The sequence below is a fragment of the Bosea sp. OAE506 genome (assembly GCF_040546595.1).
Classification (GTDB): Bacteria; Pseudomonadota; Alphaproteobacteria; order Rhizobiales; family Beijerinckiaceae; genus Allobosea.
Window position 1 is genome coordinate 4,314,066 of sequence record NZ_JBEPOB010000001.1, and the last position, 25,154, is coordinate 4,339,219.

The 25,154-nt window shown below is 67.7% G+C and carries 27 protein-coding genes and 1 tRNA gene; 19 read left to right on the forward strand and 9 right to left on the reverse strand.

Annotated features, from left to right (window positions below):
• Positions 1-5: 5 nt before the first annotated feature.
• Positions 6-1,052, reverse strand: a complete 1,047-nt coding sequence (locus ABIE41_RS20965; RefSeq protein WP_192642169.1) for an SDR family oxidoreductase — start codon at positions 1,050-1,052, stop codon at positions 6-8.
• Between the two features lie 141 nt (positions 1,053-1,193).
• Between ABIE41_RS20965 and ABIE41_RS20970 the strand changes: the two genes are divergently transcribed.
• Positions 1,194-2,618, forward strand: coding sequence for an APC family permease (locus ABIE41_RS20970; protein WP_192642170.1), 1,425 nt, complete (start codon positions 1,194-1,196; stop codon positions 2,616-2,618).
• Between the two features lie 79 nt (positions 2,619-2,697).
• On the opposite strand, the gene ABIE41_RS20975 is transcribed toward ABIE41_RS20970, so the two are convergent.
• The 4 genes from ABIE41_RS20975 to ABIE41_RS20990 form a co-directional block, all read right to left on the reverse strand.
• Positions 2,698-3,216: a DUF2059 domain-containing protein gene (locus ABIE41_RS20975; RefSeq protein WP_192642171.1), complete on the reverse strand. Its 519-nt coding sequence runs from the start codon at positions 3,214-3,216 to the stop codon at positions 2,698-2,700.
• A 259-nt stretch (positions 3,217-3,475) separates the two neighbouring features.
• Positions 3,476-4,177, reverse strand: coding sequence for a ribose-5-phosphate isomerase RpiA (rpiA, locus tag ABIE41_RS20980; RefSeq protein ID WP_192642172.1), 702 nt, complete (start codon positions 4,175-4,177; stop codon positions 3,476-3,478).
• A 118-nt stretch (positions 4,178-4,295) separates the two neighbouring features.
• A complete protein-coding gene (locus tag ABIE41_RS20985) occupies positions 4,296-5,747 on the reverse strand; it encodes an NAD-dependent succinate-semialdehyde dehydrogenase (protein ID WP_192642173.1) in 1,452 nt (483 codons plus the stop codon).
• A 141-nt stretch (positions 5,748-5,888) separates the two neighbouring features.
• Entirely contained in the window at positions 5,889-6,260 is a 372-nt protein-coding gene (locus tag ABIE41_RS20990) for a hypothetical protein (RefSeq protein WP_192642174.1), read from the reverse strand.
• A 154-nt stretch (positions 6,261-6,414) separates the two neighbouring features.
• Between ABIE41_RS20990 and gph the strand changes: the two genes are divergently transcribed.
• Complete coding sequence (gph, locus tag ABIE41_RS20995) at positions 6,415-7,128, forward strand: phosphoglycolate phosphatase (RefSeq protein ID WP_192642175.1); 714 nt, start codon at positions 6,415-6,417, stop codon at positions 7,126-7,128.
• A 37-nt stretch (positions 7,129-7,165) separates the two neighbouring features.
• A tRNA-Val gene (locus ABIE41_RS21000) sits at positions 7,166-7,240 on the forward strand.
• Positions 7,241-7,299: 59 nt separating this feature from the next.
• Here the strand turns inward: ABIE41_RS21000 and ABIE41_RS21005 are convergent.
• Positions 7,300-7,566, reverse strand: coding sequence for a hypothetical protein (locus ABIE41_RS21005; RefSeq protein WP_192642176.1), 267 nt, complete (start codon positions 7,564-7,566; stop codon positions 7,300-7,302).
• An 83-nt stretch (positions 7,567-7,649) separates the two neighbouring features.
• On the opposite strand from ABIE41_RS21005, the gene ABIE41_RS21010 reads away from it, so the two are divergent.
• The gene (locus ABIE41_RS21010) at positions 7,650-8,132 is read left to right on the forward strand and encodes a DUF1810 domain-containing protein (protein ID WP_192642177.1); all 483 of its coding nucleotides are present in this window, start codon (positions 7,650-7,652) and stop codon (positions 8,130-8,132) included.
• Here ABIE41_RS21010 and ABIE41_RS21015 read toward each other — a convergent pair.
• Entirely contained in the window at positions 8,086-9,417 is a 1,332-nt protein-coding gene (locus ABIE41_RS21015) for an MFS transporter (protein ID WP_192642178.1), read from the reverse strand. The genes ABIE41_RS21010 and ABIE41_RS21015 overlap by 47 nt on opposite strands.
• Before the next feature lie 174 nt (positions 9,418-9,591).
• On the opposite strand from ABIE41_RS21015, the gene cyoA reads away from it, so the two are divergent.
• The 13 genes from cyoA to ABIE41_RS21080 all read left to right on the forward strand — a co-directional run bounded on the left by cyoA (position 9,592) and on the right by ABIE41_RS21080 (position 21,994).
• Complete coding sequence (gene cyoA, locus ABIE41_RS21020) at positions 9,592-10,803, forward strand: ubiquinol oxidase subunit II (protein ID WP_192642179.1); 1,212 nt, start codon at positions 9,592-9,594, stop codon at positions 10,801-10,803.
• A gap of 13 nt (positions 10,804-10,816) precedes the next feature.
• The gene (gene cyoB, locus ABIE41_RS21025) at positions 10,817-12,826 is read left to right on the forward strand and encodes a cytochrome o ubiquinol oxidase subunit I (protein WP_192642180.1); all 2,010 of its coding nucleotides are present in this window, start codon (positions 10,817-10,819) and stop codon (positions 12,824-12,826) included.
• Between the two features lie 4 nt (positions 12,827-12,830).
• Positions 12,831-13,463 carry a cytochrome o ubiquinol oxidase subunit III gene (cyoC, locus tag ABIE41_RS21030; RefSeq protein ID WP_192642181.1) on the forward strand — a complete coding sequence of 211 codons (633 nt, stop codon included), beginning with the start codon at positions 12,831-12,833 and terminating at the stop codon, positions 13,461-13,463.
• Positions 13,460-13,843, forward strand: a complete 384-nt coding sequence (gene cyoD / locus ABIE41_RS21035) for a cytochrome o ubiquinol oxidase subunit IV (RefSeq protein ID WP_192642182.1) — start codon at positions 13,460-13,462, stop codon at positions 13,841-13,843. The genes cyoC and cyoD overlap by 4 nt, the downstream gene beginning before the upstream one ends.
• Positions 13,840-14,598 (forward strand): SURF1 family protein, encoded by a 759-nt coding sequence (locus ABIE41_RS21040; RefSeq protein ID WP_465247097.1) that lies wholly within the window; start codon positions 13,840-13,842, stop codon positions 14,596-14,598. Before cyoD ends, ABIE41_RS21040 begins: the two co-directional genes overlap by 4 nt.
• 40 nt (positions 14,599-14,638) lie before the next feature.
• Positions 14,639-15,886 (forward strand): ATP-binding protein, encoded by a 1,248-nt coding sequence (locus ABIE41_RS21045; RefSeq protein ID WP_354193018.1) that lies wholly within the window; start codon positions 14,639-14,641, stop codon positions 15,884-15,886.
• On the forward strand, positions 15,883-16,416 hold the full coding sequence (locus ABIE41_RS21050; protein WP_192642184.1) for a response regulator transcription factor: 534 nt from the start codon (positions 15,883-15,885) through the stop codon (positions 16,414-16,416). The genes ABIE41_RS21045 and ABIE41_RS21050 overlap by 4 nt, the downstream gene beginning before the upstream one ends.
• A 130-nt stretch (positions 16,417-16,546) precedes the next feature.
• Positions 16,547-17,209, forward strand: coding sequence for a DUF1684 domain-containing protein (locus ABIE41_RS21055; RefSeq protein ID WP_192642185.1), 663 nt, complete (start codon positions 16,547-16,549; stop codon positions 17,207-17,209).
• A gap of 130 nt (positions 17,210-17,339) precedes the next feature.
• Complete coding sequence (locus ABIE41_RS21060; RefSeq protein WP_192642186.1) at positions 17,340-18,224, forward strand: glycine betaine ABC transporter substrate-binding protein; 885 nt, start codon at positions 17,340-17,342, stop codon at positions 18,222-18,224.
• Between the two features lie 5 nt (positions 18,225-18,229).
• The gene (locus ABIE41_RS21065; protein ID WP_210320844.1) at positions 18,230-19,783 is read left to right on the forward strand and encodes an HAL/PAL/TAL family ammonia-lyase; all 1,554 of its coding nucleotides are present in this window, start codon (positions 18,230-18,232) and stop codon (positions 19,781-19,783) included.
• Positions 19,780-20,409, forward strand: a complete 630-nt coding sequence (locus tag ABIE41_RS21070; protein ID WP_192642187.1) for an ABC transporter permease — start codon at positions 19,780-19,782, stop codon at positions 20,407-20,409. The genes ABIE41_RS21065 and ABIE41_RS21070 overlap by 4 nt, the downstream gene beginning before the upstream one ends.
• Positions 20,409-21,044 (forward strand): ABC transporter permease, encoded by a 636-nt coding sequence (locus tag ABIE41_RS21075; protein ID WP_192642188.1) that lies wholly within the window; start codon positions 20,409-20,411, stop codon positions 21,042-21,044. Before ABIE41_RS21070 ends, ABIE41_RS21075 begins: the two co-directional genes overlap by 1 nt.
• Positions 21,041-21,994 carry an ABC transporter ATP-binding protein gene (locus tag ABIE41_RS21080; protein WP_192642189.1) on the forward strand — a complete coding sequence of 318 codons (954 nt, stop codon included), beginning with the start codon at positions 21,041-21,043 and terminating at the stop codon, positions 21,992-21,994. The genes ABIE41_RS21075 and ABIE41_RS21080 overlap by 4 nt, the downstream gene beginning before the upstream one ends.
• A 147-nt stretch (positions 21,995-22,141) precedes the next feature.
• On the opposite strand, the gene ABIE41_RS21085 is transcribed toward ABIE41_RS21080, so the two are convergent.
• A complete protein-coding gene (locus ABIE41_RS21085) occupies positions 22,142-22,945 on the reverse strand; it encodes a phosphate/phosphite/phosphonate ABC transporter substrate-binding protein (protein ID WP_192642190.1) in 804 nt (267 codons plus the stop codon).
• Entirely contained in the window at positions 22,942-23,952 is a 1,011-nt protein-coding gene (locus tag ABIE41_RS21090; RefSeq protein ID WP_192642191.1) for an ornithine cyclodeaminase family protein, read from the reverse strand. Before ABIE41_RS21090 ends, ABIE41_RS21085 begins: the two co-directional genes overlap by 4 nt.
• Before the next feature lie 173 nt (positions 23,953-24,125).
• Between ABIE41_RS21090 and ABIE41_RS21095 the strand changes: the two genes are divergently transcribed.
• Positions 24,126-24,377 carry a hypothetical protein gene (locus tag ABIE41_RS21095; RefSeq protein ID WP_192642192.1) on the forward strand — a complete coding sequence of 84 codons (252 nt, stop codon included), beginning with the start codon at positions 24,126-24,128 and terminating at the stop codon, positions 24,375-24,377.
• Positions 24,378-24,564: 187 nt separating this feature from the next.
• Positions 24,565-25,143 carry a L,D-transpeptidase gene (locus ABIE41_RS21100; protein WP_192642193.1) on the forward strand — a complete coding sequence of 193 codons (579 nt, stop codon included), beginning with the start codon at positions 24,565-24,567 and terminating at the stop codon, positions 25,141-25,143.
• Positions 25,144-25,154: the final 11 nt, after the last annotated feature.

Here is a 25,154-nt window from a genome sequence, read left to right on the forward strand (position 1 = left end):
GCCCGTCAGCGGCCCGCGCCGACCAGTCCCAGCCGGATCAGGCTCTCAGCCGTCGCGGCGAGCGCCTCGGCGGCCGGCCGCGGTTCCCAGCCCAGCATGGCCTGCGCCTTGGCGCTGGTGGCTGTCTTGCGCCGGCCGAGTTCGGGCGTCGCCGCCTGTCGAGCGGCGGCACTGAACAGGGCGACGAAACGCACCACCCAGTCCGGCAGGACGCGCGTCGAGACGCGCGCCGCCGCCAGGCCGAGGCGCTCGCGCAGCGCCAGCGCGATCTCCTGCATGGTCAGGAAATCCCCCGCCGTGGCGATGAAGCGCTCATTCGCGGCGGCGGGGTGCGTCATGGCGCGCAGATGCAGCTCCGCCACATCGCGCACATCGACGACGCCGAACATCAGCCGCGGCAGGGCCGGCAGGCGCCCCTCCAGCATGCTCTTCACCAGCAGGATCGAGGCGGAAAGGTCGGGGCCGAGCAGCGGCCCGAAAATTCCGACCGGGTTGACGACCGCGAGTTCCAGCCCCCCGCCCTCGCGATCGACGAAATCCCAGGCAGCACGCTCGGCCAGCGCCTTGGATTTGGGATAGGCGGCGAGACCGGCATCCCCTGTGTCCGTCCAGTCGCTCTCGGTGAAGGGGCGCTCCAGCGTGCGGCCATAGCCGATCGCGGCGAAGGAGGAGGTCAGGACGACGCGACCGACGCCCGCCTCCCGGGCGGCGCGCAGCACCCGCAGCGTCCCCTCGCGGGCCGGGCGGATCAGTTCGTCCTCGTGGCGGGGCGCCGCTGCCGAGAGCGGCGAGGCTATATGCAGCACGCGGTCGCAGCCCACCGCCGCCTCCCGCCAGCCGTCATCGGCCATCAGATCGGCCTGCAGCACCGAAAGGCGCTCTCCGGCCACGCAGCCTGCCGCTGCGAGCGCAGCGCGCAGGGCGGCCTGTCGCCCCGGCGTGCGCATCGTCGTGCGGACGCTGTAGCCCGCCTGGAGCAGCGACAGGATGCAGCGCCCCGCCAGGAAGCCGGAGCCGCCGGTGACGAGGACGGTTCCAGGGGAGATCGACATGGGGGCTCCAGATGATCAGGCGGCGAGATGGATCGGCCAGCCAAGGCCCCTTCCATCACGGGGACAGGCCAGTTTCGGCACCGCGCTGAACAAATGCGGCATGACTGTGTTCATGAAGCGGCACGCCGACACGAGGATTCCATGACCGACGCCAGCATTCCAGCCACCACCGCTTCGCCTGAAACCCAACCCAGCCTCAAGCGGGTCATGGGACCGTGGCTGCTGCTGCTGTTCATCGTCGGCGACATCCTCGGCACCGGCATCTATGCGCTGACCGGGCAGGTCGCCAAGCAGGTCGGCGGGGTCGTCTGGCTGCCGTTCCTGCTCGCCTTCGTCGTCGCCCTAGTGACCGCCTTCAGCTATCTCGAACTGGTCACCAAATATCCGCGCGCGGCCGGCGCGGCGCTCTACACGCACAAGGCTTTCGGCATCCACTTCATCACCTTCATCGTCGCCTTCGCAGTGATGTGCTCGGGGATCACGTCGGCCTCGACGGCTTCGCGCGCCTTCGCCGCCAATCTCTCGAGCGCGCTGGATCTCGGCCTGACGGGGACAGGCTGGATCACGGTGGTGGGGCTTGGCTTCATGGCGCTGGTCGCGGCCGTCAATCTGCGCGGCGTCGGCGAAAGCGTGAAGGCGAATGTCGTTCTCACCTGCGTCGAGCTGACAGGCCTGCTGATCGTCATCGTGATCGGGCTGATGGCGATCACGGCCGGCCAGGGCGACGTCTCGCGGGTGCTCGCCTTCAAGCCTGCGGCCGATGGCGGCCTGTTCTGGCCGGTGATCGCGGCAACGACGCTCGCCTTCTTCGCGATGGTCGGCTTCGAGGATTCGGTCAACATGGCCGAGGAGTGCAAGGATCCCAGCCGCATCTTCCCCAAGGTGCTGCTGGCGGGGCTGGTGATCACCGGAGTGATCTATGTGCTGGTCTCGATCGCCGCGATCACGCTGGTGCCGCCGGAGGAGCTCGGCGAGGGAGAGACGCCGCTTCTAAAGGTCGTACAGGCGGGGGCGCCCTCCTTCCCGCTCTGGATCTTCGGCTTCATCACCATGTTCGCGGTCGCCAACAGCGCCCTGATCAACATGCTGATGGCGAGCCGGCTGGTCTACGGCATGAGCCGCGAGCATGTGCTGCCGGCGGTGCTGGGGCAGGTGCATCCGGAGCGCCGCACGCCGTTCGTCGCGATCGGCTTCACCACGCTGCTGGCCTTCGGGCTCATCACCTTCGTCGGCGAGGTGCCCGCCCTGGGCGGGACGACGGCGCTGGTGCTGCTCTGCGTCTTCGCCGTCGTGAACGTCACGGTGCTGGTGCTGCGCAAGGACAGGGTGGCGCACGACCATTTCCGCACGCCGACCGTATTGCCGGTGCTCGGCGCCCTCGCCTGCGCCTTCTTCGCCGGTCCGTGGACCGGCCGCGACATGGTCCAGTACCAGATCGCCGGCGCGCTGATCGGCATCGGCGTGCTGCTGTGGTTCGTCACCGTGGCGGTGAACCGGGCCACCGGCCAGCCCACCGGCGCGCCGCGCGACGGCGAAGGCCACGCCCGCATCGGCCCGAAGAACTAGCCGCCGGACATGACAACGCCGCCTGCCCGGGGCCGACGGCGCTTGTCTGGTCGTGGGAGAGACGGCCGGGCCGTCTGTCTCAGAGCTTGTGGCCGCGCTTGCGCATCTCTTCGCTGAAGCGGTCAAACAGGAAATTGCTGGTCTGCACGCTCCAGGGCTGGAGCAGGGCAAAGATCTCGTCGATCGCGCCCGGGCGCATGGCGTTGTAGCGCTGGCCGACCGGCGAGCGGAAGAAGGCGGCGACCTCCTTGAGATCGGACTCGCTCATGCGCTTGGCGAAGATATAGGATGCGGAGGCGACGATCTCCTGCTTGCGCTTCTCGGCCTCCGGGCGAAGCGCGTCGATGACCTGCTCCATGTCCTTGCGGACCTCGGGACGGGTCGTGGCCACGGTCTGGCTCACGCGCTCGCGGAACTCGCGATAGATCGAGTCGAAGGAATCGCCCAGGCCCGAGAGGACGACGACGTCGCGACCGGCCTCGAGCCAGCTCTGCGGAATCTCGGCCTGCGCCGGCGCAGGGGCCGTCTGCGCCTGGACAGGGCCGGCGAGCAGAAGCGCCAGGCTGACGGCCAAGCCGGCGAAATGGTGACGGATCATTCTGAGCCCCTTCGTCCTGCGCCGGATCGCGCCATCGTTGCTGGAGTGGCGGTCGGTGCCGCACCGGGCGACCCAGCCATTGGTTGAATCAGTCCTGCCCGGTTCCCACCGACTCAGGCGGCCCCGGTAGCGGAGCCCGCATCAGCGGTCTCCTTAGAGCATGAAAGCGCCGAGTGAAAAGGCATTTTAAGGCGAAGCGATGTCGCGCTCCGCCCGTTCCGGCCGACCGGGACATTGGGGAAGCCGCTCGCGGGCGGGCTCAGTCGAGGCGGCCGAGGATCGTCAGCCCACCCGCCCCGGCCAGGATCGCCGCATCGGCGAGGCCGAGGAACAGGCCGTGCTCGACGACGCCGGGAATCGCGGCGAGCGCCGCTGCCAGGGCCTCGGGCTGCGGGATCTCACCGAGGTGGGCATCGAGGATCCAGTGCCCGCCATCGGTCACGAGGACGCTGCCGTCGGGCTTGTGCCGCAGGACGAGATCGCCGGCCGCTCCGGCCCCCGCCATGGCGGCGAGCACGGCACGACGCGTCGCCTCCATGCCGAAGGGCACGATCTCGATCGGCAGCGGGAAGCGGCCAAGACGCTCGACCAGCTTGGTGTCGTCGGCGATCACGACCATGCGGGCCGAGGCAGCGGCGACGATCTTCTCGCGCAGCAGGGCGGCGCCGCCGCCCTTGATCAGGCGAAGCTCGCGATCGACCTCGTCGGCGCCGTCGATGATGAGGTCGAGCTCGGGCGTCTCGTCCAGCGTCGACATCGGGATCGACAATGCACGCGCCTGCGCCTCCGTAACCTCCGAGGTCGAGACGCAGATCACATTGAGGCCGGCCGCGACGCGCGCGCCGAGCAGATCGACGAAATGCTTCGCCGTCGAGCCGGTGCCGAGGCCCAGCCGCATGCCGGGCGTCACGAGTTCGAGTGCGCGCGCGGCGGCGAGCTTCTTCAGATCGTCGGGGCTCATGGTCCTGTCCTCAACTCGACGTCATAGCGAGTGCAGCGACGCGATCCGGGACGAGCGCTTGCCGCACCGGATCGCCTTGTCGCGACGCTCCCCGCAATGACGGCGGTCGCGGCCCGGTTCAAGCCCCGAGGCCGCCCATCAGCATGTATTTGATCTCGACGAACTCCTCGATGCCGTGGAGCGAACCCTCGCGGCCGAGGCCGGACTCCTTGACGCCGCCGAAGGGGGCGACCTCGGTGCCGAGCATCGCCGAGTTGATGCCGACCATGCCGTATTCGAGCTCCTCGGCGACGCGGAAGGCGCGGCCGAGATCCTTCGAGTAGAAATAGGCGGCCAGCCCGAAGGGCGTGTCGTTGGCGAGCGCGACGACCTCCTCCTCCGTGCTGAAGCGGTAGACCGGGGCGACGGGGCCGAAGGTCTCCTCGCGCGTCATCAGCATGGTGGTGGTGGCGCCGGCGAGCACGGTGGGCTCGTAGAACGTGCGACCCAGCGCATGGCGCTTGCCGCCGACCACGACCTTGGCGCCGTTGGCCACGGCATCCGCCACATGGCGCTCGACCTTCTCGATGGCGCGCTCATTGATCAGCGGACCCTGGACGACGCCGACCTCGGTGCCGTTGCCGACCTTCATCTTGGCGACCTCGCCGGCGAACTTGGCGACGAACTCGTCATGGATGCCGTCCTGCACGAAGAGCCGGTTGGTGCAGACGCAGGTCTGGCCCATGTTGCGGAACTTGGCGGCGATCGCGCCCTGCACGGCGGCGTCGACATCGGCGTCGTCGAAGACGATGAAGGGCGCATTGCCGCCGAGCTCGAGCCCGACCTTCTTCACCGTCGAGGCCGCCTGCTGCATCAGGAGCTTGCCGACCGGCGTCGAGCCGGTGAAGCCGATGAAGCGCACGGCGGGGTGCGTCGTCATGACCTTGCCGATCGCGACCGCATCGCCCGTGACGATGTTGAGCACGCCCTTGGGGAAGCCGGCGCGGATGGCGAGCTCGATCAGGGCAAAGGCCGTCAGCGGGGTGTCCGGCGCAGGCTTGACCACGAAGGTGCAGCCGGCGGCCAGACCCGGCGAGCATTTGCGCGTGATCATCGCAGCCGGGAAATTCCACGGCGTGATCGCGGCGCAGACGCCGACAGGCTGCTTCTGGATGATGATGCGGGAATTCGGGAAGGGCGAGGGAATGGTCTCGCCATAGATGCGCTTGGCCTCTTCCGCATAGAACTCGACGAAGGAGGCGGCATAGGCGACCTCGCCGCGCGACTCGGTCAGCGGCTTGCCCTGCTCGGCGGTCATGATCTGCGCCAGGTCTTCCTGGTTGGCCATGATCAGGTCGAACCATTTGCGCAGGATGACCGAACGCTCCTTGGCTGATTTCTTCGCCCAGGGCTTGAAGGCGCGCGAGGCGGCCTCGACGGCGGCGGTGGTCTCGTCGGCACCAAAGCGCGGCACCTTCGCCAGCAGTTCGCCGGTGGCCGGATTGTCGACCGCATCGACGCCCTCGCCGATCCAGGCGCCATCGACATGGCACTGCGACTTCAGGAGGGAGGGATCGTTCAGCTTGAGCATGGCGGGCTTCCGGGACGCGGAGGGATGGAGGCGCGCCCTTGATACCATGTGCCGCGCGCCGCTGACGACCGCGACAGGCAGCCGCTATGCCACAGGTCCTGCGGTTTTGCGCCCGTCCTGCGGCCTAATGTTGCAAGCGCCCTACTTTGCCTGGGGCGTGCAGACCGTCTTGTCGTCGAAGACGTAGCAGATGCTCATCTCGCCGGTGCGGATGTTGACCCGGAAGATTCCGCCCTCGCGCTCATGCCGCGACGGCATCAGCGTGTAGTCGCTCGGCGCCTGCGCGCCGGCGCCCTCGCCCGGCGGGAAGCAGACGGTGACGCCGACGCCGCCCTCCTTGAGCTGGAACTGGCAGGCGGCGACCTCGCCGGTGGCCTTGTCGACGCGGTAGACCCGGTTCAGGTCCGTCTGCGGCGCGGGCGCGAAATCGAAGGGGGCAGCCTGCGCGGTGCCGGCCAGAGCCAGCCCGCCGAGGAGGGCCAGGGCGACCAAGGGTCGGAGGGATCGAGACACGGTACTGTTCCTTCCACGAATCGCCGGCACGATAGCATCAATGCCGGAGCCGACGATGTCTTCCCGGACGCTGCCCTGCCGCGCCGGGCGCGCTTGCCAAAAGCCCGTTCAGCCCGTTTATGCGCAGCGTCCACGCGCCAGGAGCGGCCTGCCCATGACCCTGCCCCCGATCGTCGTCTTCGATCTCGACGGCACGCTTGCCGAGACCGCCCCCGACATCATGCGCGTGCTCAACGTCATCCTCGTGCGCGAGGGGCTGCCGGCCCTGCCGCTGGAGCGGGCGCGCGAACTGGTCGGCGCGGGCGCACGCGCACTGATTTCGCGCGGCTTCAAGGTCTCGGGCCGGCCGCTCGACGAGGAGACGCTGGAGCGGCTGTTCGAGGATTTCCTGCTGATCTATGCAGACGACGTCGCCTCCCATAGCCACCTCTTCGACGGCGTGCTCGGCGCGCTCGATCAGCTCGCGGCGGAAGGCTATCTGCTCGCCGTCTGCACCAACAAGCCGATCCTGCATACGCGGCTGATCCTCGACCATTTCGGCATCGCGCAGCGTTTCGCTTCGGTGGCCGGGCGCGACAGTTTCCCCTTCCACAAGCCCGATCCGCGGCACCTGACGCTGACGATCGAGGCCTCCGGGGGCGATCCCGCACGCGCCGTGATGATCGGCGATTCGCGCACGGACATCGCCACCGCGAAGGCGGCCGGCATCCCGACGATCTGCGTGCCCTTCGGCTATACCGACGTGCCGATCGAGACGCTGGAGCCCGATGTCATCATCCAGCATTTCGACGCCCTGCCCGCGGCCGTGCGGCAGGTGCTGGGCGGCGGCCATGCGGGGACGGCTGCGAAGGTCGTCGCCCATTCTTGACGACGCGGCGCGCGCCGACTAGGAGAGGCGCCGGTGCGGGCGACTAGCTCAGCGGTAGAGCACTCCCTTCACACGGGAGTGGTCACAGGTTCGATCCCTGTGTCGCCCACCATTTTCTCCCAGATGATCGCCTTGCCCTGATGTGCCGCGCGTTGTGCGTGCGGTCGTTCATCACGCGTCGGCGAACTGCTTTTCCAGCATCACCAGCAGATCGAATGCGGCGCCCTGCGCCTCCACGAAGTTGCCGCACCGGCCCGAAGTGAAAGTGCCTTCGGGACGGCTCGGATGGCTGATCACGGCGCCCCAGCCGAGCGCGTTCTCGAACATCGTCACGCGGAACTGCCGGATCTCGATCTGCCAGTTGCCGCTGCGGTTGCGGTGCCAGCCCTTCAGTTTCGAAAACTGGCGGCGGCGCCTGACGAGCGGATCCCCGGCCATATCGCCCTCCCCCAGACCGGCTGGCGCGGCCCGACAGCCCCACCGCGGCTTGCATCCGCCCGATCCTGCACCACCTCCGGGGCATGAGCGACCCCTTCGATCTGCAACGTTTCATCGCCGCCCAGGCGCCGGTCCACACTCAGGCGCTGGCGGAACTCCGGGAGGGTTGCAAGCGCAGCCACTGGATGTGGTTCGTGTTCCCGCAGCTGCGCGGGCTCGGATCGTCCGAGACGGCACGACATTATGGGCTCTCGGGGCTGGCGGAGGCGCGCGCCTATCTGGCGCATCCCGTGCTCGGCGCTCGCCTGAGCGCCTGCACGGAGACCGTTCTGGCGGTCGAGGGTCGGACCCTGCATGAGATCTTCGGCTCGCCGGACGATGTGAAGTTCGTCTCCAGCATGACGCTGTTCTCGCTCGCGGCCGAGGGCGAACAAAACCTGTTCACTGACGTGATCGCGCAGCGCTGCGGCGGGTCGGCCGATCAGCGCACGCTCGCTTTGCTGCGCGAGCGGGGCGATCTCACCCCCGCCCCTCATCGGCCCGGCGCAGCTCCCAGCGGCGGTTGAGGCGCAGCGCCAGCAGCGTGACGATGGCGCCGGAGAGCAGATAGGCGCCCGCCGAGATCAGGCCGAAATGGGTCGAGAGCAGCAGCGCCGCCAGCGGCGCGAAGCCGGCGCCGAAGAGCCAGGCGAGGTCGGAGGTCAGGGCCGATCCGGTGTAGCGATAGGTCGGCGAGAAGGCCGAGGCGACCGAGCCGGAGGACTGGCCGAAGGACAGGCCGAGCAGGATGAAGCCGCCGATCATGAAGACGAGCTCGCCAATGAGGCCGCCGTCGAGCAGCTGCGGCGCGAAGCCGCTGAACACCGCAATCGCGATGGCGCAGCCGCCGAGCAGCGCGCGCCGGCCGATCCGGTCGGCGATCATGCCCGATGCGACGATGGCGATGGCGCCGAAGACCGCGCCCACCGCCTCGATGACGAGGAAGCGCGCAGGCCCCTCATTGGTGAACAGGAAGACCCAGGAGAGCGGGAACACCGTGACCATGTGGAACATGGCGAAGCTCGCCAGCGGCGCGAAGGCGCCGATCACGACATGGCGCCCTTCGGCCCGCAGCGTCGCGGCGATCTTCGTGGGCTGCAGCTCGCGCGTCTCGAACAGGTTCTGGTAGTCCGGCGTCACCACCATGCGCAGCCGGGCGAAGAGCGCGACGACGTTGATCGCGAAGGCGACGAAGAAGGGGTAGCGCCAGCCCCAGCTGTAGAAGTCCTCGGCCGAGAGATTGCCGACGAAGAAGGCGAAGAGCCCGCTGGCGACGATCAGGCCGAAGGGCGCGCCGAGCTGGGGGATCATCGCATACCAGCCGCGATGGCGCTGGGGGGCATTGAGTGCGAGCAGGGATGCGAGCCCGTCCCAGGTGCCGCCGAGCGCGATGCCCTGGCCGATGCGGGCGAGCGCGAGCAGCCAGATCGAGGCCGCGCCGATGCTGTCATAGCTCGGCAGGAAGCCGATGGCGCAGGTCGAGGTGCCCAGCAGGAACAGGGCGAGCGTCAGCTTGGCGCTCTTGCCGGCCTTGCGGTCGATCGCGGTGAAGAGGACCGTGCCGAAGGGGCGCGCGATGAAGGCCAGCGCGAAGATCGCGAAGGAATACAGCGTTCCCGTCAGCGGGTCGGTGAAGGAAAAGACCAGCTTCGGGAAAACGATCACCGAGGCGATGGCATAGACGAAGAAGTCGAAGAACTCGGAGGTGCGGCCGATAATGACGCCGATCGCCATCTCGCCCGGGTTCACCTCGCCATGGCTCTCGCTGAGATGGCTGGCGTCGCGTTCCGCCGTGGTCGGCATCTGAGCCATGATCTGTCCCGTCGCGCATCGGTCACATGAAGGCATGGTGCGTCGCACCATGCCGCGGCAGCGGTTCTAGTGCCCCATCGGGCTGTCAGGCGGCATTGGGCAAATTGTCCAATGTTACCTTTGCTGCACCGCAGCTAGCTCTCCGGACAAGCCGATCAGCGAAAGGTGTCTGCCTTGAGCCCCCTGCGTGTCCTTGCCCTGCTTCCCCTGCTCGCCGCGCTCGGCGGCTGCAACCTCGTGGTCATGGCGCCATCGGGCGACATCGCCGCGCAGCAGCGCGACCTGATCGTGATCTCGACGGTGCTGATGCTCTTGATCATCGTGCCGGTGATGGCGCTGACGGTTTTCTTTGCCTGGCGCTACCGCGCCTCCAACAAGGAGGCGACCTACAAGCCGGACTGGAACCATTCGACCGGCCTCGAGCTGGTCATCTGGGCGGCGCCGCTCCTGATCATCATCGCGCTCGGCGCGCTGACCTGGATGGGCACGCATCTGCTCGACCCCTACCGCAAGCTCGACCGGATCGCCTCTGGCAAGCCGGTGCCGGCGACGACGAAGCCGCTCGAGGTCGAGGTCGTCGCGCTCGACTGGAAATGGCTGTTCATCTACCCCGAGCAGGGCATCGCTACCGTCAACGAGCTCGCCGCTCCGGTCGACCGGCCGATCCATTTCAAGCTCACCTCCTCCTCGGTGATGAACTCCTTCTACATCCCGGCGCTGGCTGGCCAGATCTACGCGATGCCGGCGATGCAGACGCGGCTCCATGCCGTGATCAACCGGCCCGGCCGCTACCAGGGCTTCTCGGCCAATTACAGCGGCGCCGGCTTCTCCGGCATGCGCTTCGCTTTCCTCGGCATGAGCGAGGGCGATTTCGAGGGCTGGGTCGCCAAGACCAAGGAGAGCGACGCCCGGCTCGACCGCACGGCCTATCTCCAGCTGGAGCGGCCGAGCGAGAACGTCGCGGTGCAGCGCTTCGGCGCGACCGAGCCGCGCCTGTTCGACGCCATCCGCAATCTCTGCGTCCAGCCCGGCAAGATGTGCATGAGCGAGATGATGGCGCTCGACGCCAAGGGGGGGCTGGGCCTCGCCGGCCTGCATACGACGCTGCCGCTGGCCTACGACAAGTATTCGCGCCGCGGCGGCAACCAGGCGCCCTTTGGCGAGGAGCCGCGCTACATCGCCTCGATCTGCACGGTCGAGGAGGCGAAGGCCATGATGGCGATGGCACCGCCCGACACCACCCCGCGCGACCTGACCCCAATCCGGGGCCTGGGCCTGACGCCTCCCCTCACAACGCTTGCTCCCTTGACGTTCGCCCCCCTGACGCCGCGCCGGCCGCAGACCTTTACCGAACTGCTCGGCCTCGCCCGTTCGTCACAGTCCTGAAGCGAGAATCCCCGTGACCGACGCTTCCGTTGCCGCCACCTCTCCGATCTTTGGCAAGCTTACGCTCGCTGCCTTCCCGATCCACGAGCCGATCCTTGTCGCCACCTTCGCCGTCGTGGCACTCGGCGGCGCGGCGGTGGTCGGCGCGCTGACCTATTACCGGCTCTGGGGCTGGCTGTGGCGTGACTGGCTGACCAGCGTCGACCACAAGAAGATCGGGATCATGTACATGATCCTCGGGCTGGTGATGTTGCTGCGCGGCTTCGCCGACGCGGTGATGATGCGCATCCAGCAGGCGATCGCCTTCAACGGGTCCGAGGGCTACCTCAACGCCCATCACTACGACCAGCTCTTCACCGTCCATGGCGTGATCATGATCTTCTTCGTCGCCATGCCGCTGGTGACGGGGCTGATGAACTATGTCGTGCCGCTGCAGATCGGCGCGCGCGACGTCTCCTTCCCCTTCCTGAACAATTTCAGCTTCTGGATGACGACGGCCGGCGCGGTGCTGGTGATGATCTCGCTCTTCGTCGGCGAGTTCGCGCGCACGGGCTGGCTCGCCTATCCGCCGCTCTCGGGGATCTCCTACAGTCCGGAGGTCGGCGTCGACTATTACATCTGGGCGCTGCAGATCGCAGGCGTGGGCACGACGTTATCGGGCATCAACCTGATCTGCACGATCGTGAAGATGCGCTGCCCCGGCATGTCGCTGATGAAGATGCCGGTCTTCACCTGGACCTCGCTGTGCACCAACGTGCTGATCGTGGCGACCTTCCCGGTGCTCACCGCGGTGCTCGCCCTGCTGACGCTCGACCGTTATGTCGGCACCAACTTCTTCACGAACGACTTCGGCGGCAACCCGATGATGTACGTGAACCTGATCTGGATCTGGGGCCATCCGGAGGTCTACATCCTGATCCTGCCAGCCTTCGGCATCTTCTCCGAAGTCGTCTCGACCTTCTCGGGCAAGCGCCTCTTCGGCTACACCTCGATGGTCTATGCGACGGTCGTCATCACCATCCTGTCCTACCTGGTCTGGCTGCACCATTTCTTCACGATGGGCTCGGGCGCGAGCGTGAATTCCTTCTTCGGAATCACGACGATGATCATCTCGATCCCGACCGGGGCGAAGATCTTCAACTGGCTGTTCACGATGTATCGCGGCCGCATCCGCTTCGAGCTGCCGATGATGTGGACCATTGCCTTCATGCTGACCTTCGTCATCGGCGGCATGACCGGCGTGCTGCTCGCCGTGCCCCCCGCCGACTTCGTGCTGCACAACAGCCTGTTCCTGGTGGCGCATTTCCACAACGTCATCATCGGCGGCGTGCTCTACGGGCTCTTCGCCGGCATGATCTACTGGTGGCCGAAGGCGTTCGGCTTCCGCCTGCACCCGCTGCTGGGCAAGTTCTCCTTCTGGTTCTGGACGCTCGGCTTCCTGTTCGCCTTCATGCCGCTCTATGTGCTCGGCCTGATGGGCGTGACGCGGCGGATGCGCGTCTTCGACGATCCCTCGTTGCAGATCTGGTTCATCATCGCCGGCTTCGGCGCCTTCCTGATCCTGCTCGGCATCGTCAGCTTCATTGCCCAGATCGCCTACAGCATCTGGAAGCGTGACGAACTGCGCGACCTCACCGGCGACCCGTGGGACGGGCGCACGCTGGAATGGGCCACGTCCTCGCCGCCGCCGGCCTACAACTTCGCCTTCACGCCGGTGGTGCACGACAACGACGCCTGGACCGACATGAAGCGCCGCGGCTATGTCCGACCTGTCGAGGGCTTCAAGCCGATCCACATGCCGAAGAACACGCCGACCGGCCTCGTGCTGGCAGGGATCTCGGTGGCGCTCGGCTTCGCGCTGATCTGGCACATCTGGTGGCTGGCGGCGGTGTCCTTCGCGGGCATCCTCCTGGTCGCGATCGCCCACAGCTTCAACTACCACCGCGATTTCCACATTCCCGAAGAGGAGGTCGTCGCCGCGGAGAACGCGCGCACCCGCCTGCTCGCAGGATCGGGGGCCTGACATCATGGCATCGACGATGACCGTTCCGCAGGGCGGCGACGCGCCCGTCTTCTATCTCAAGGACGAGCACCCGCATCCCGAGGGCCACAGCACGCCGCTGGGCTTCTGGCTCTATCTGATGAGCGACTGCCTGATCTTCGCGATCCTGTTCGCGATCTACGGCGTGCTCGGGGCGAACTACGCAGCGGGTCCCGCGCCGAAGGACCTGTTCGACCTCAACCTCGTCGCGATCAACACCGCGATGCTGCTCTTCTCCTCGATCACCTTCGGCTTCGCCATGCTGGAGATGGCGAAGGGCAAGGTCGCGGCGACGCAAGCCTGGCTGGCGGTGACGGGGCTGTTCGGCCTCGCCTTCCTCGCCATCGAGCTCTACGAGTTCCACCACCTGATCTCGCTGGGCGCGACGCCGCAGCGCAGCGCCTTCCTCTCCTCCTTCTTCGTGCTGGTGGGCACGCACGGGCTGCACGTCGCCTTCGGCCTGGTCTGGCTGACGGTGCTGATGACGCAGGTCGCCCGGCACGGGCTGATCGCCGCCAACCGCCGGCGCCTTCTGTGCCTGAGCATGTTCTGGCACTTCCTGGACGTCATCTGGATCGGCGTCTTCACCTTCGTCTACCTGATGGGGATGCTGCGATGAGCTCCGAGACGAACGCCCAGCACCAGCCGGGCTACGAGCCTCATCCCGAGGACGAGGCCCATGGCTCTTTCCGCGGCTATATGACCGGCTTCGGCCTGTCGGTCGTCCTCACCGCCATCCCGTTCTGGCTGGTGATGTCGGGCGCGCTCGGCAACAACCAGCTCACAGGTTTCGTGGTGATGGGCTTCGCCGTCGTCCAGATCGTCGTACACATGATCTACTTCCTGCACATGAACGGCCGCGTCGAAGGCGGCTGGACGCTGCTGGCGCTGGTCTTCACCGTGATCGTCGTGGTGATCACGCTCGCGGGTTCGTTGTGGGTGATGTACCACCTGAACACCAACATGATGCCGGTGCACGATATGAGGCAGATGCCGTGACCTCCGCCGCCGCGGCCCGCGCGCCGCGGTCGCGCGCGGTCCTGGTCCTCGTCGCGCTGCTCGCGCTCGCGGGGATTGCCGGTTTCACGCGGCTCGGTGTCTGGCAGGTCGAGCGGCTGTTCTGGAAGCGGGCGCTGATCGAGCGGGTCGAGGCCCGCATCCACGCCGATCCCGTCGCGGCGCCCGGGCCCTCGGCGTGGCCCGCCATCGCGGAGGCCGAATACACCCGCGTCGTCGTCAAAGGTCGCTTCCTGCATGACCGCGAGGTCCTCGTGCAGGCGGTGACGGAGCGCGGTGCGGGCTCCTGGGTGCTGACGCCGCTGGTCACCGGTTCCGGCTTCACGGTCCTGGTCAATCGCGGCTTCGTGCCGCCGGAACGGCGCGAGCGCGCCAGCCGTGCACAGGCGCTGCCGGAGGGCACTGTCACCGTCACCGGCCTGTTGCGGCTCAGCGAGCCCGGCGGCGGGTTCCTGCGGGCGAATGCGCCGGCCGAGGATCGCTGGCATTCCCGCGACGTCGCGGCGATCGCCGCCGCGCGCCAGCTGACTCAGGCCGCGCCCTATTTCGTCGATGCCGATGCCACCCCCAATGCCGGCGGCTTTCCGGTGGGCGGGCTGACGGTGGTCCGCTTCTCGGACAACCATCTCGTCTATGCGGCCACCTGGTTTGCTCTCGCGGCCATGCTCGCGGCCGCTCTGGTCTTCGTGCTACGCCACGAATTCCGGCTGCGGCGGGCGCGGGAGCAGGCCCATTAGGTTCCAGGACACCACCAACCAGAAAAACCTGCTGCTTCTGGTGCAGCTGCGCTGGCTCGCCGTCGGCGGTCAGGTGGTGACGATCCTCTTCGTCGACCGCATCCTCGGCATCGCCCTGCCGCTCGGCGACATGATGCTGGTTCTCCTGCTGCTGGTGGTGCTCAATCTGGCGAGCCTGCTGCGCCACCACCGCGTCGCCGCCGATGTCCGCAATGGCGAGCTCTTCGCCGCCCTGCTGTTCGATCTCGGCGCGCTGACGACGCAGCTCTATCTCAGCGGCGGCGCGAGCAACCCATTCATCTTTCTGTATCTGCTGCAGATCGGCCTTGCGGCCGTGCTGCTGGAATGGTGGTCGACCTGGGTCCTGGTCGGGCTGGCGGGGCTGTGCTTCGTCCTGCTGATGGGCGCGCATGAGCCGCTGGCCCTGCCCGTCGCGTTCGATGACGGCGTGCCGCGCCTCTATCTCCAGGGCGTCTTCGTCTGCTTCCTGATCGCGGCCGGGCTGCTCGTCCTGTTCCTGCAGCGGATCAGCCGGAATTTGCGCATCCGCGACGAAAAGCTCGCCGATCTGCGCCAGCGCGCCGTGGAAGAGGACCATATCGTCCGCATGGGCCTGCTCGCCTCTGGCGCGGCGCATGAACTCGGCACCCCGCTCTCGACCCTGTCCGTCATTCTCAACGACTGGCGCCGGATGCCGGTGCTCAAGGCCGAACCAGAGCTGATCGCCGAGATCGGCGAGATGCAGGCCCAGCTCGACCGCTGCAAGACCATCGTCTCCGGCATCCTGATGTCCTCGGGCGAGACACGGGCGGAAAATCCGGGCTGGACCACCGTGCGCGGCTTCGTCGATGAGCTGATCGAACAATGGCGCTCGCACCGGGCGCCGATGCGGCTCGATTATGTCAACGCCTTCACCCCCGATGCGGAGATCGTCTCCGACCCCGCTCTCAAGCAGGTGCTTGGCAATCTGCTCGACAACGCACAGGAGGCCTCGCCCCAGGCGATGACGGTGCAGGTCGAGCGGCGCGGCGAAGACCTCGCCATCGTCGTGGCCGACGAAGGGCCCGGCTTCACGGCCGAGATTCTCGCCGGACTCGGCAAGCCCTACCGCTCGACCAAGGGGCGGCCCGGCGGCGGGCTCGGGCTGTTCCTGGTCAGCAACGTCATGCGCAAGTTCGGCGGCACGCTGGAGGCCCGCAACCGCGAAACGGGGGGCGCCTGCGTCACCGTGACATTGCCCCTGATGGCGCTCTCGCCCGTAGTGGTCTCCCAGGAGGATGCCCGATGAGCGACGAGAAGACGCTCCTGATCGTGGAAGACGATTCCGCCTTCGCACCGGTGCTGCGCCGCTCCTTCGAGCGCCGCGGCTATGCCGTGGCTGTCTGCGACGGCATCGAGAGCCTGCGGACCCTGCTCGAGACGGTGACGCCGGGCTATGCCGTGGTCGATCTCAAGGTGGTCGGCGGGTCGGGACTGGAATGCGTCCGCCTGCTGCACGAGCGCGACGCGGAAATGAAGATCGTCGTGCTGACGGGCTTTGCCAGCATCGCCACCGCGGTCGAGGCGATCAAGCTCGGCGCCTGCCACTACCTCGCCAAGCCGGCCAACACCGACGATATCGAGGCGGCGTTCGAGCGCGTGCAGGGCGATGCCGAGGTGCCGCTGACCCAGCGCCAGACCTCGCTCAAGAACCTGGAATGGGAGCGCATTCACGAAACCCTGGTGGAGAGCGATTTCAACATCTCCGAGACGGCGCGGCGGCTCGGCATGCATCGCCGCACGCTCGCCCGGAAGCTCGAGAAGCGCCGCCTCACCTGAAATCGCAGCCGCGCCCCTGACGGGAGCTGACAGCCGCTCTCGTCATTCTGCCCGCCTGAAACCCGATCGGCTCCCGCGCGTTGATCCGCGATCGGCGCCACGGCGTAGGCACTGGCTGGGGTGGGACATCATGAGCGACATCATCGATACGGCCAGCAGCGCAGCGGCGTCCACGACGCTGGAACGCTTCTCGAGCCTGCATGACTGGCGCCGCCAAGTGGCCGATCTCTACGCCGCCATCCGCGCCCTGCCTGGCGAAGAGGGCTGGCTGCACTGGCGCAGCGTGCGCGACCGGCTGTTCCGCGAGCACCCGCAATCGCCGCTTTCGGCGGCACGCCGGGCGCAGTTCCGCGGTATCGACTGTTTCGCCTATGACCCCGCATTGCGCTTCACTGTCGCCACGGTGCCGGCGCATGACCGCGAGGTGATCCGCGTCGAGGCCGGCAAGGACGGCATGATGACACTGCTGCCCTTCGCGATGACGGACGGGCTTTTGGAGCCGCTGGGCAGGGAACTGACGCTGTACTGGATCGAGAGCTATGGCGGCGGCGTTTTCCTGCCCTTCGGCGACGCCAGCAACGGACGCGAGAGCTTTGCCGGCGGACGCTACCTGCTCGACACGATCAAGAGCGCTGATCTCGGCAGCGACGGTGCGGGCCGGCTGATCCTCGACTTCAACTTCGCCTATTACCCCTCCTGCGCCTATTCGGAAGCCTGGGTCTGCCCGCTCTCGCCGGCCGAGAACCGGCTGCCTGTCGCGATCCGTGGCGGGGAACGAAACGCCGCCGACTGAGCCGGGCGGACAGCGATCCTTCTCCCCCGGCGACCGGCGACAGCATCACGCGTCTTTGTCTCGCCCGCTCCTTGCATCGCACGCCCTGCTTGCTAGCCTGACCCTCACGAGCCCTCCCAAGGAACCAGCCATGCGCCTTCTCAAAACGCTTCTCGGGGCCGCGGCCCTGCTGGCGACCGGCCTCTCGGTGGCCTCGGCCCAGACGGTCAAGATCGGCTCCAAAAACTTCACCGAGCAGTTCATCGTCGCGGAGCTCTATGGCGCCGCACTGGAAGCTGCCGGCTTCAAGGTCGAGCGCAAGATCAATCTCGGCGGGACGCTGGTGGCGCATGAGGCGCTCAAGAGCGGCGCAATCGATCTCTATCCCGAATACACCGGCACGGGGCTGAACGCCGTGATGAAGGCGCAAGGGGTGACCGAGACCGACCCCGAGAAGGTGCGCGGCATGGTCAAGGCCTTCTACGAGAAGGAGTTCAACCTGACCTGGCTGAAGCCGTCGAACATCAACAACGGCTATGCGATCGTGGTCCGGCCGGAGACGGCCAAGGAGTTCAACCTCAAGACGCTCAGCGATCTCGGCAAGGCATCGTCGAAACTGCGGCTCGGCGCCGGCACGGAATTCGTCGATCGCCGCGACGGCATCGCCGGCCTCAAGGAGGTCTATGGCGCGCAATTCGCCGAGTTCAAGCAGTTCGCGGCCCTGCGCCTGCGCTACGAGGCGCTGAACCAGAAGCAGATCGAGGTCGCCAACGGCTTCTCGACCGACTGGCAGATCGCGGCCGACAAGTTCGTCGCGCTCGAGGACGACAAGGCCCTGTTCCCGCCCTATTTCCTCGCGCCCGTCGTGCGCCCCGAGATCGCCGCCAACGAGAAGATCGTCGGCATCCTCGAGAAGGTCGGCGCTGCCCTCGACAACCCGACGATGCAGGAGCTCAACCGCCAGGTCGAGGTCGACAAGAAGGAGCCGCGGACCGTCGCGGCGGCCTTCCTCAAGGCCAAGGGACTGGTGAACTGAGCGCTTTGCCTGCGGCCGGCACCGACGAGCCGCCTGCCGCCATCATCCTCGGCGGCGAACCGGTCAAGTCGGCGGCGATCCTTGCCATCGCGCAGGACGGCGCTTTGGTGCGGCTGCATCCGGGCCTGCTTTCGCGGCTGGAGGCGGCGCGGGCCGTCGTGCTGCGGGCACTCGACCGAGGCGACAGCGTCTACGGCCTGACGACCGGGCTGGGAGCGGCGGTCGATACCCGCCTCCACGCAGACGCGATCCCAGCCTTTCAGGCCCGTGCGATCCGCGCGCGAGCCGTTGGCGTCGGCGAACCGCTCTCGACGGTCGAGGTGCGGGCTCTACTAGCGGCGCGGCTTGTCGCGATCTGCAATGGCGCATCCGGCATCTCCCCTGTTCTGGCGCAGACGATCGCGGCCATGCTCAATGCGGGCGTTCACCCCGTGGTGCGTCGGACCGGCTCGCTCGGCGAAGCCGATCTCAGCCCACTGGCGCAGGCGTTCCTGCCGCTGATCGGCGAGGGCGAGGCCGAGTTCCGGGGCGCCATTCTGCCCGGTGGCGAGGCGATGTCGGCGGCGGGTATCGCGCTGCCCTTGCTCGGCCCCAAGGACGGGCTGGCTCTTCTGAATGCCAATGCGCAGAGCGTGGGAATGGCCGCGCTGGCGGCCGAGGCGATGGTCAAGGCGCTCGACGCCGTCATCGTCGCAGGGGCGCTGTCGCTGGAAGCGTTCCGGGCCAATCTCTCGCCGCTCGATCCCGACCTCGCGGTTCTTAGGGGGATGGCCGGCCACGCCGCCGGTGTCGACCGCCTGCGCCGACTGCTCGCCGGCAGCGATCTCTGGGCGCCCGGCGCAGCACGGCGGCTGCAGGACCCGATCTCGTTTCGCACCCTTGCGCCGGTCGCGGGCCACGCCTTGCGGGCCGTCGCCGCCGCCCGTCAAACGGTCGACGCCGAACTCGCGAGCGCGCCGGACAGCCCGGCCGTACTGGTCGAGCGCGATATCCTGCTCTCCAGCGTCAATTTCGACACGACCGAGCTCGCCCTGACCTTTGAAGCCGCCGGTCTTGCGCTTTCCCATCTGGCGGCGACCTCCGCCGCGCGCATCGTCAAGCTGATGAATGCCGGCATGAGCGATCTGCCGCGCTTCCTGACGCGCCATGGCGGCTCGCATTCAGGCTTCGCGACGACGCAGAAGATCGCCGCGGCGCTGGAGGCCGAAATCCGCCATCTCGCCCTGCCGCTGGGCGCCATGACGCTGCCCGTCGCCGACGGCGTCGAAGATTACGCGCCGATGACGCCCGCCATTGTCGAGAAGACGCATGCCATCGCGAGGCGCCTGACTCGGCTGGCGGCGGTCGAGCTTGTGGTGGCCGCGGAGGCCGTCGATCTGCGCGGCGACATCAGGCTCGGCCGTGGAACCGCCGTTGCACATAATTTCGTGCGCGCTCATGTCGCCCGCCTCGACGACGACCGGCCGATGGGGCGGGAGTACGAGGCGCTGGCGCTCGCGATCGAGGCCGGCGGGCTGATGCTGGCCGATGTGGCTGGGCCAGTCGGGATCGCGCCATGAGCTGGACGATCGAAAACTGGGACCGGCTGCTGATCGCGCTTTGGGAGCATATCCAGCTCGTCGGCGTCGGGCTGGCGATTGCGCTCGCCATCGGCCTGCCGCTCGGCGTGCTCTCGGCCCGGCGGCCCGGTTTCGCGCTCGTCGTGCTGCTGGTCTCGGGCGCGCTCTACACCGTGCCGGCGCTGGCGATCTTCGCACTGCTGATCCCCTATCTCGGCTTAGGCTTCTGGCCGGCGATCGTCGCGCTCGTCGCCTATGCGCTCCTGATCATCATCCGCAATGTCGCGACCGGGCTGCAGGAGATCGCGCCCGACATCCTCGATGCTGCCGACGGCATGGGCTATGGCCGCTGGCGCCGGCTCTTCGCCATCGAGCTGCCATTGGCGCTCCCCGTCATCATCGCCGGCATCCGCATCACTGTGGTGACGCAGGTCTCGGTCGCCACCGTCGCCGCCTTCATCAATGCGGGCGGGCTCGGCGACATCATCTTCCAGGGCATTACCCAGGATTTCGGCGAGAAGGTCGTCGCCGGCGCGGTCGTGACCTCGGCGCTGGCGATCCTCTGCGACGAGAGCCTGCGCCGGGTCGAGCTGCGGCTGCGCGCCAACCAGGCGGAGACCGTTTGATGGCCACCTGGATTTCCGCCAACCCCCAGATCTTCATCGTCGCGCTGCAGAACCATCTCTGGCTGACCGGGGTCGCGCTGGCCGCCGTGCTGCTGATCGCGCTGCCGCTCGGGCTGCTACTGACGCGCCATCGCGGTTTCGCCAACGCCGCCATCGCGATCGTCAACATTCTGCGGACCGTGCCCTCGCTCGCGCTGCTGGTGATCATGCTACCGCTGCTGGGCACTGGCTTCCTGCCCTCGGTGGTGGCGCTGACGCTCTACGGGCTGCCTGCGCTGCTGCTGAATACCTATACCGGCCTGACCGAGGTCGACGCCGACATTGTGGACGCCGCGCGCGGTCAGGGCTTCTCGGACGCGCAGGTGATGACGCGCATCGAGATCCCGCTCGCCTTGCCTGTGATCTTCGCAGGCATTCGCACGGCGGCGGTGCAGATCGTCTCGGCGGCGACGCTGGCCGCCTTCATCGGCGGCGGGGGGCTTGGCGAACTGATCACCGCCGGCATGGCCAATTTCAACTTCCCGCAGCTCATCGCCGGCGCCGTCGCGGTTGCGGCTCTGGCACTGGCTGTCGAGATCGGATTTGCGGGGATCGAACGCCTGATGACACGCCAGTTGCGGATGGGAGCCTCATGACGATCCGGCTGGAGAAGGTCACCAAGCTGTTTCCCGGCGTTGCCAAGCCGGCGGTGGACGCGCTCGACCTGACGATCGAGACCGGACAGGTCTGCGTGCTGATCGGCCCCTCGGGCTGCGGCAAGACCACGACGATGCGGATGGTCAACCGTCTGATCGAGCCGAGTTCGGGGCAGATTTTCGTCGGCGACCGCGACGTCACCAAGGCCGATCCGGTCGAGCTGCGCCGTCATATCGGCTACGTTATCCAGCAGATCGGCCTGTTCCCGCATATGACGATTGCGCAGAACGTCGCGACCGTGCCGAAGCTTCTGGGCTGGGAGGCGCCCCGCATCAAGGCGCGCGTCGCGGAGATGCTAGACCTCGTCGGGCTCGATCCGTCCCAGTTCCTATCGCGCTATCCGCGCCATCTCTCGGGCGGGCAGCGCCAGCGCGTCGGGGTGGCGCGCGCGCTCGCCGCCGATCCGCCGGTGATGCTGATGGACGAGCCTTTCGGCGCCGTCGACCCGATCGTACGCGGGCGGCTGCAGGAGGAGTTCCTGGCGATCCTGAAGCGGCTGAAGAAGACGGTGATCCTCGTCACCCACGACATCGACGAGGCGATCCGCATGGGCGATGTCGTCGCGATCCTGAAAGATGGGCGGCTGGTGCAATACGACACGCCCGACCGGCTGCTGGCCGCGCCGGCGAACGATTTCGTCGCGGATTTCGTCGGCGCCGACCGGGCCCTGCGCCGGCTCTCGCTGGTGCGCGCGACGGAAGCCGTCGAGCCCGGCGAGGCTGCGGGCGGCTTCGCGCTGCCGGGCACGCTCTCGCTGCGGGAGGTGCTGTCGGCGCTGCTGGCCGAAGGCCGCGACGCCGCGACGATCCGCAGCGAGGACGGCGCGGCGCTGGGACAGATCACGCTGGCGGGCATTCGCGCGCGGAGTGCGGGGACGGTACTGTTCTGAATTCAACCCTCGCCGTCATCCCGGCCGAAGCGAAGCGGAGCGCCGGGATCCATCGAAGGGGGCTGCGCTCTCCGATGGATCCCGGATCTGCGCCGCTATGCGGCTTGTCCGGGATGACGGAGAGGTTCCGAAGCCACCGTTTTCGCCTCAGCCCGGCTGGAGGTATCCCGCGCTATCCGCCGCATCCGCCTCTTCGACCAGCACGCGGTAGGCCTCCAGCTCGACGGCGGCGAAGCCTGATAGTCGGAGCCGGGCGAGGATCGCGCGTCCCTCCTCGTCCCCATGAGCGGCCAGCAGCGCCGCCCGCAACCGCGCGATGACCGCCTCCCCGACACCGTTCGACGCCACCAGCAGCGGCATTGGCCGCAGCGCCGTCGTTTCGACGATGCGCAAACGTGCGGCGGTGTGCGGCTCGGCCACCAGCAGCAGGTCGTAAAAGTAGGAATCGAGCGGGCCGATGTCGATTTCGTCGGCCAGCAGCGCGTCGATCACCCGCCGCGGCGTCAGCAAAGGCCCGATGCTCTTCGCATAGAGCGGACCCCTCGCCTGCCAGTGCGGCAGGAGGTGGGTCCGCAGCGCGTTGAAGCCCGATTGCGAGTGCGCGACCGTCCAGCCGAGGCGGCCGCCGAAGCTGTCCGAGAGCGTGGCGATGTCGCTCTCGGCCCGCACGACGAGATGGGTCGCATAGAGTGGGCGGCCATCACCCGAGGCTGGAACAGGTGCGGCGACGGGCTGCACGGGGAAGCCACCCCGCGCGAACGGGTAGCCGCAAATGAAGGCGAGCCCGAGATCGTCGCGCCGCCAGAGGTCTTCCAACGGGGCCGGCGCCGCATGCGGGATGACCGCGAGCGGGACGCCGGCCATCTCCGCGATCCGGGCGAAGAGCGCCGTCCAGTTCGCCGCCGTCGCGGCATCGACGGCATACATGCGGGCGTTGGCAATGAGCCTCACGCGTAGCGCAGCCTCTGGCCGAGGCCCATGGTCTTGGCTTTCTCCAGCATGAAATGGCCGAGCGCGATGTCCGAGAGCGAAAGGCCACGATGCCAGAACAGGATGGTCTCGTCGTCGCGCTCGCGGCCGGGTTTGAGGCCGGCGACGATCTGGCCCATCTCGGCATGGAGCGTTTGTTCCGAGAGCTTGCCGGCCTCGACATGGGCGCGCAGGCTGCCGAAGGGGCCGCCCTTGCACTGGCCCCAATCGTCGACGACGAGCTTGCTCATGATGTCGGTGAGCGACAATTCGACCGCGCTCATCGTGCCATAAGGCACGACGAAGGCGCCCGGCTTGATCCAGTCGGTCTTCAGCATCGGCTCCGGCGCGTTCAGCCGGGAAGCCTCGACCACGATGTCGGCGCCCTCGACGCAGCTCTGCCAATCCTCCGTCACGACCACGCGCTTGCCGAGATCGGCCGAGAGGCGAGCCCCGAAGGCGTCGCGGCTCTCGGGCCGGCGGGAATGGACCCGAATCTCGTCGAAATCGAATAGGGAATCGAGCAGTCGGACGTTCCAGTAGGCCGTTCCGCGCGCGCCGATATGGCCCAGCACCTTCGAGCCCTTGCGGGCGAGATGTTTGGCGCCGATCGCGGTGATCGCGCCTGTGCGCATGTCGGTGAGATGGCTGCCGTCGACGATCGCGGTGGGGACACCGGTCATCTGGTCCATCAGCAGGAGCAGGCCCATCTCTGAGGGCAGGCCCTGCTTGTAGTTGTCGACGAAGTCGCCGATCACCTTGACCCCGGCGCGGGCGATCGGCGCGCGGAAGGCGCCGCGCAGCACGTTGAAATGGCCGTTGGCGCCAGCCTTCGGCATCAGATGGACGCGCGGCTCGATCTCGGTCTGGCCGCGGCCCTGGGCGGCAAGACCTGCCTCGACCGCGGCAATGATTTCCGCATCGGTGAGCTTCAGCGCCTCGACGTCGAGCGCGTTGAGGAAGTCGATATAGAGCGGCGGATGGGACACGCGGCAACCTCGGCACGGGGTTCGGGAGCGGGCGAAGCCCGACAATACACGGCTGTGCGCCTCCGCCCCGGCCTTTCGCGACAGCGCCGCATGCGCTGCGCTATCAGGGTGCGCGGAACTGGCAAGGAACTTGCTGCGACCGGTCGGGGGAAGTCACTCGGTAGGGACATCCAATGGACGCCTTCACCATGATCATCCTCGCCTGCATCGCGGGCGAGCCGAAATGCACGTCTGCCCGCGTTGCGGAGACGCAATTCACCAGCATCGAGGCCTGCGAGGCGCGTATCGACGCCGTCGCTACGGAGATGACGCGCAAGCTCGGCCAGCGGCCGGAACTCAAGGGCCGGGCGGTGACCTATGATGTGAGCTGCATGGACCGCAAGCAGCTGCTGCAGAGCTTCGGGATCGCCGATCTCGACATCTGAGCCGGCGTCCGGCACGCCATGTTGCAGGGGCGCAACGAGGCCCTGCAAAGCCCTGTGGATCGCACCGATGTGATGCAGGTCGGATTGCGCCTGTGACCGGACTCTGACAGGAAATTGAGGAGATGTTGACGTTTTCGCGTCAGCTTTTTGCCGTCCGCTCCCCTTCTTGCCGCCGCCCGAGGTCCCGATGAACCGCTTCTTCCGTATGGCCACGCTCAGTGGTCTTGGCCTGCTCGCCCTCGCGACCACTGCCCGCGCCGAGATCGACCCGCTGACGCGCCAGCCGCTGTTCGTCTTCGAGGATCCGGCCAAGGCTCAGGCCACTGCGATCCCACGCGAGATCGTCTCCTATGACGGCAAGCAGCGCCCCGGCACCATCGTGATCAACACCTCCGAGCGGCGCCTCTATCTGGTCATGCCCGATGGCAAGGCGATGCGCTACGGCGTCGGCGTCGGCCGCCCCGGCTTCGACTGGGCCGGCGCCCAGACCATCACCCGCAAGCAGGAATGGCCGACCTGGACGCCCCCGGCCCAGATGCTGAAGCGCCGCCCCGACCTGCCGCGCTTCATGCCCGGCGGCCCGGAGAACCCGATGGGCGCCCGCGCGCTCTATCTCGGCTCGACCCTCTACCGCATCCACGGTTCGAACGAGCCGGAGACGATCGGCCAGGCCGTCTCCTCCGGCTGCATCCGCATGCTCAACGAGGACGTGATCGACCTCTACGAGCGCGTTAAGGTCGGCACCCGCGTCGTCGTCGCGCGCTGAGCCGAGGCGTC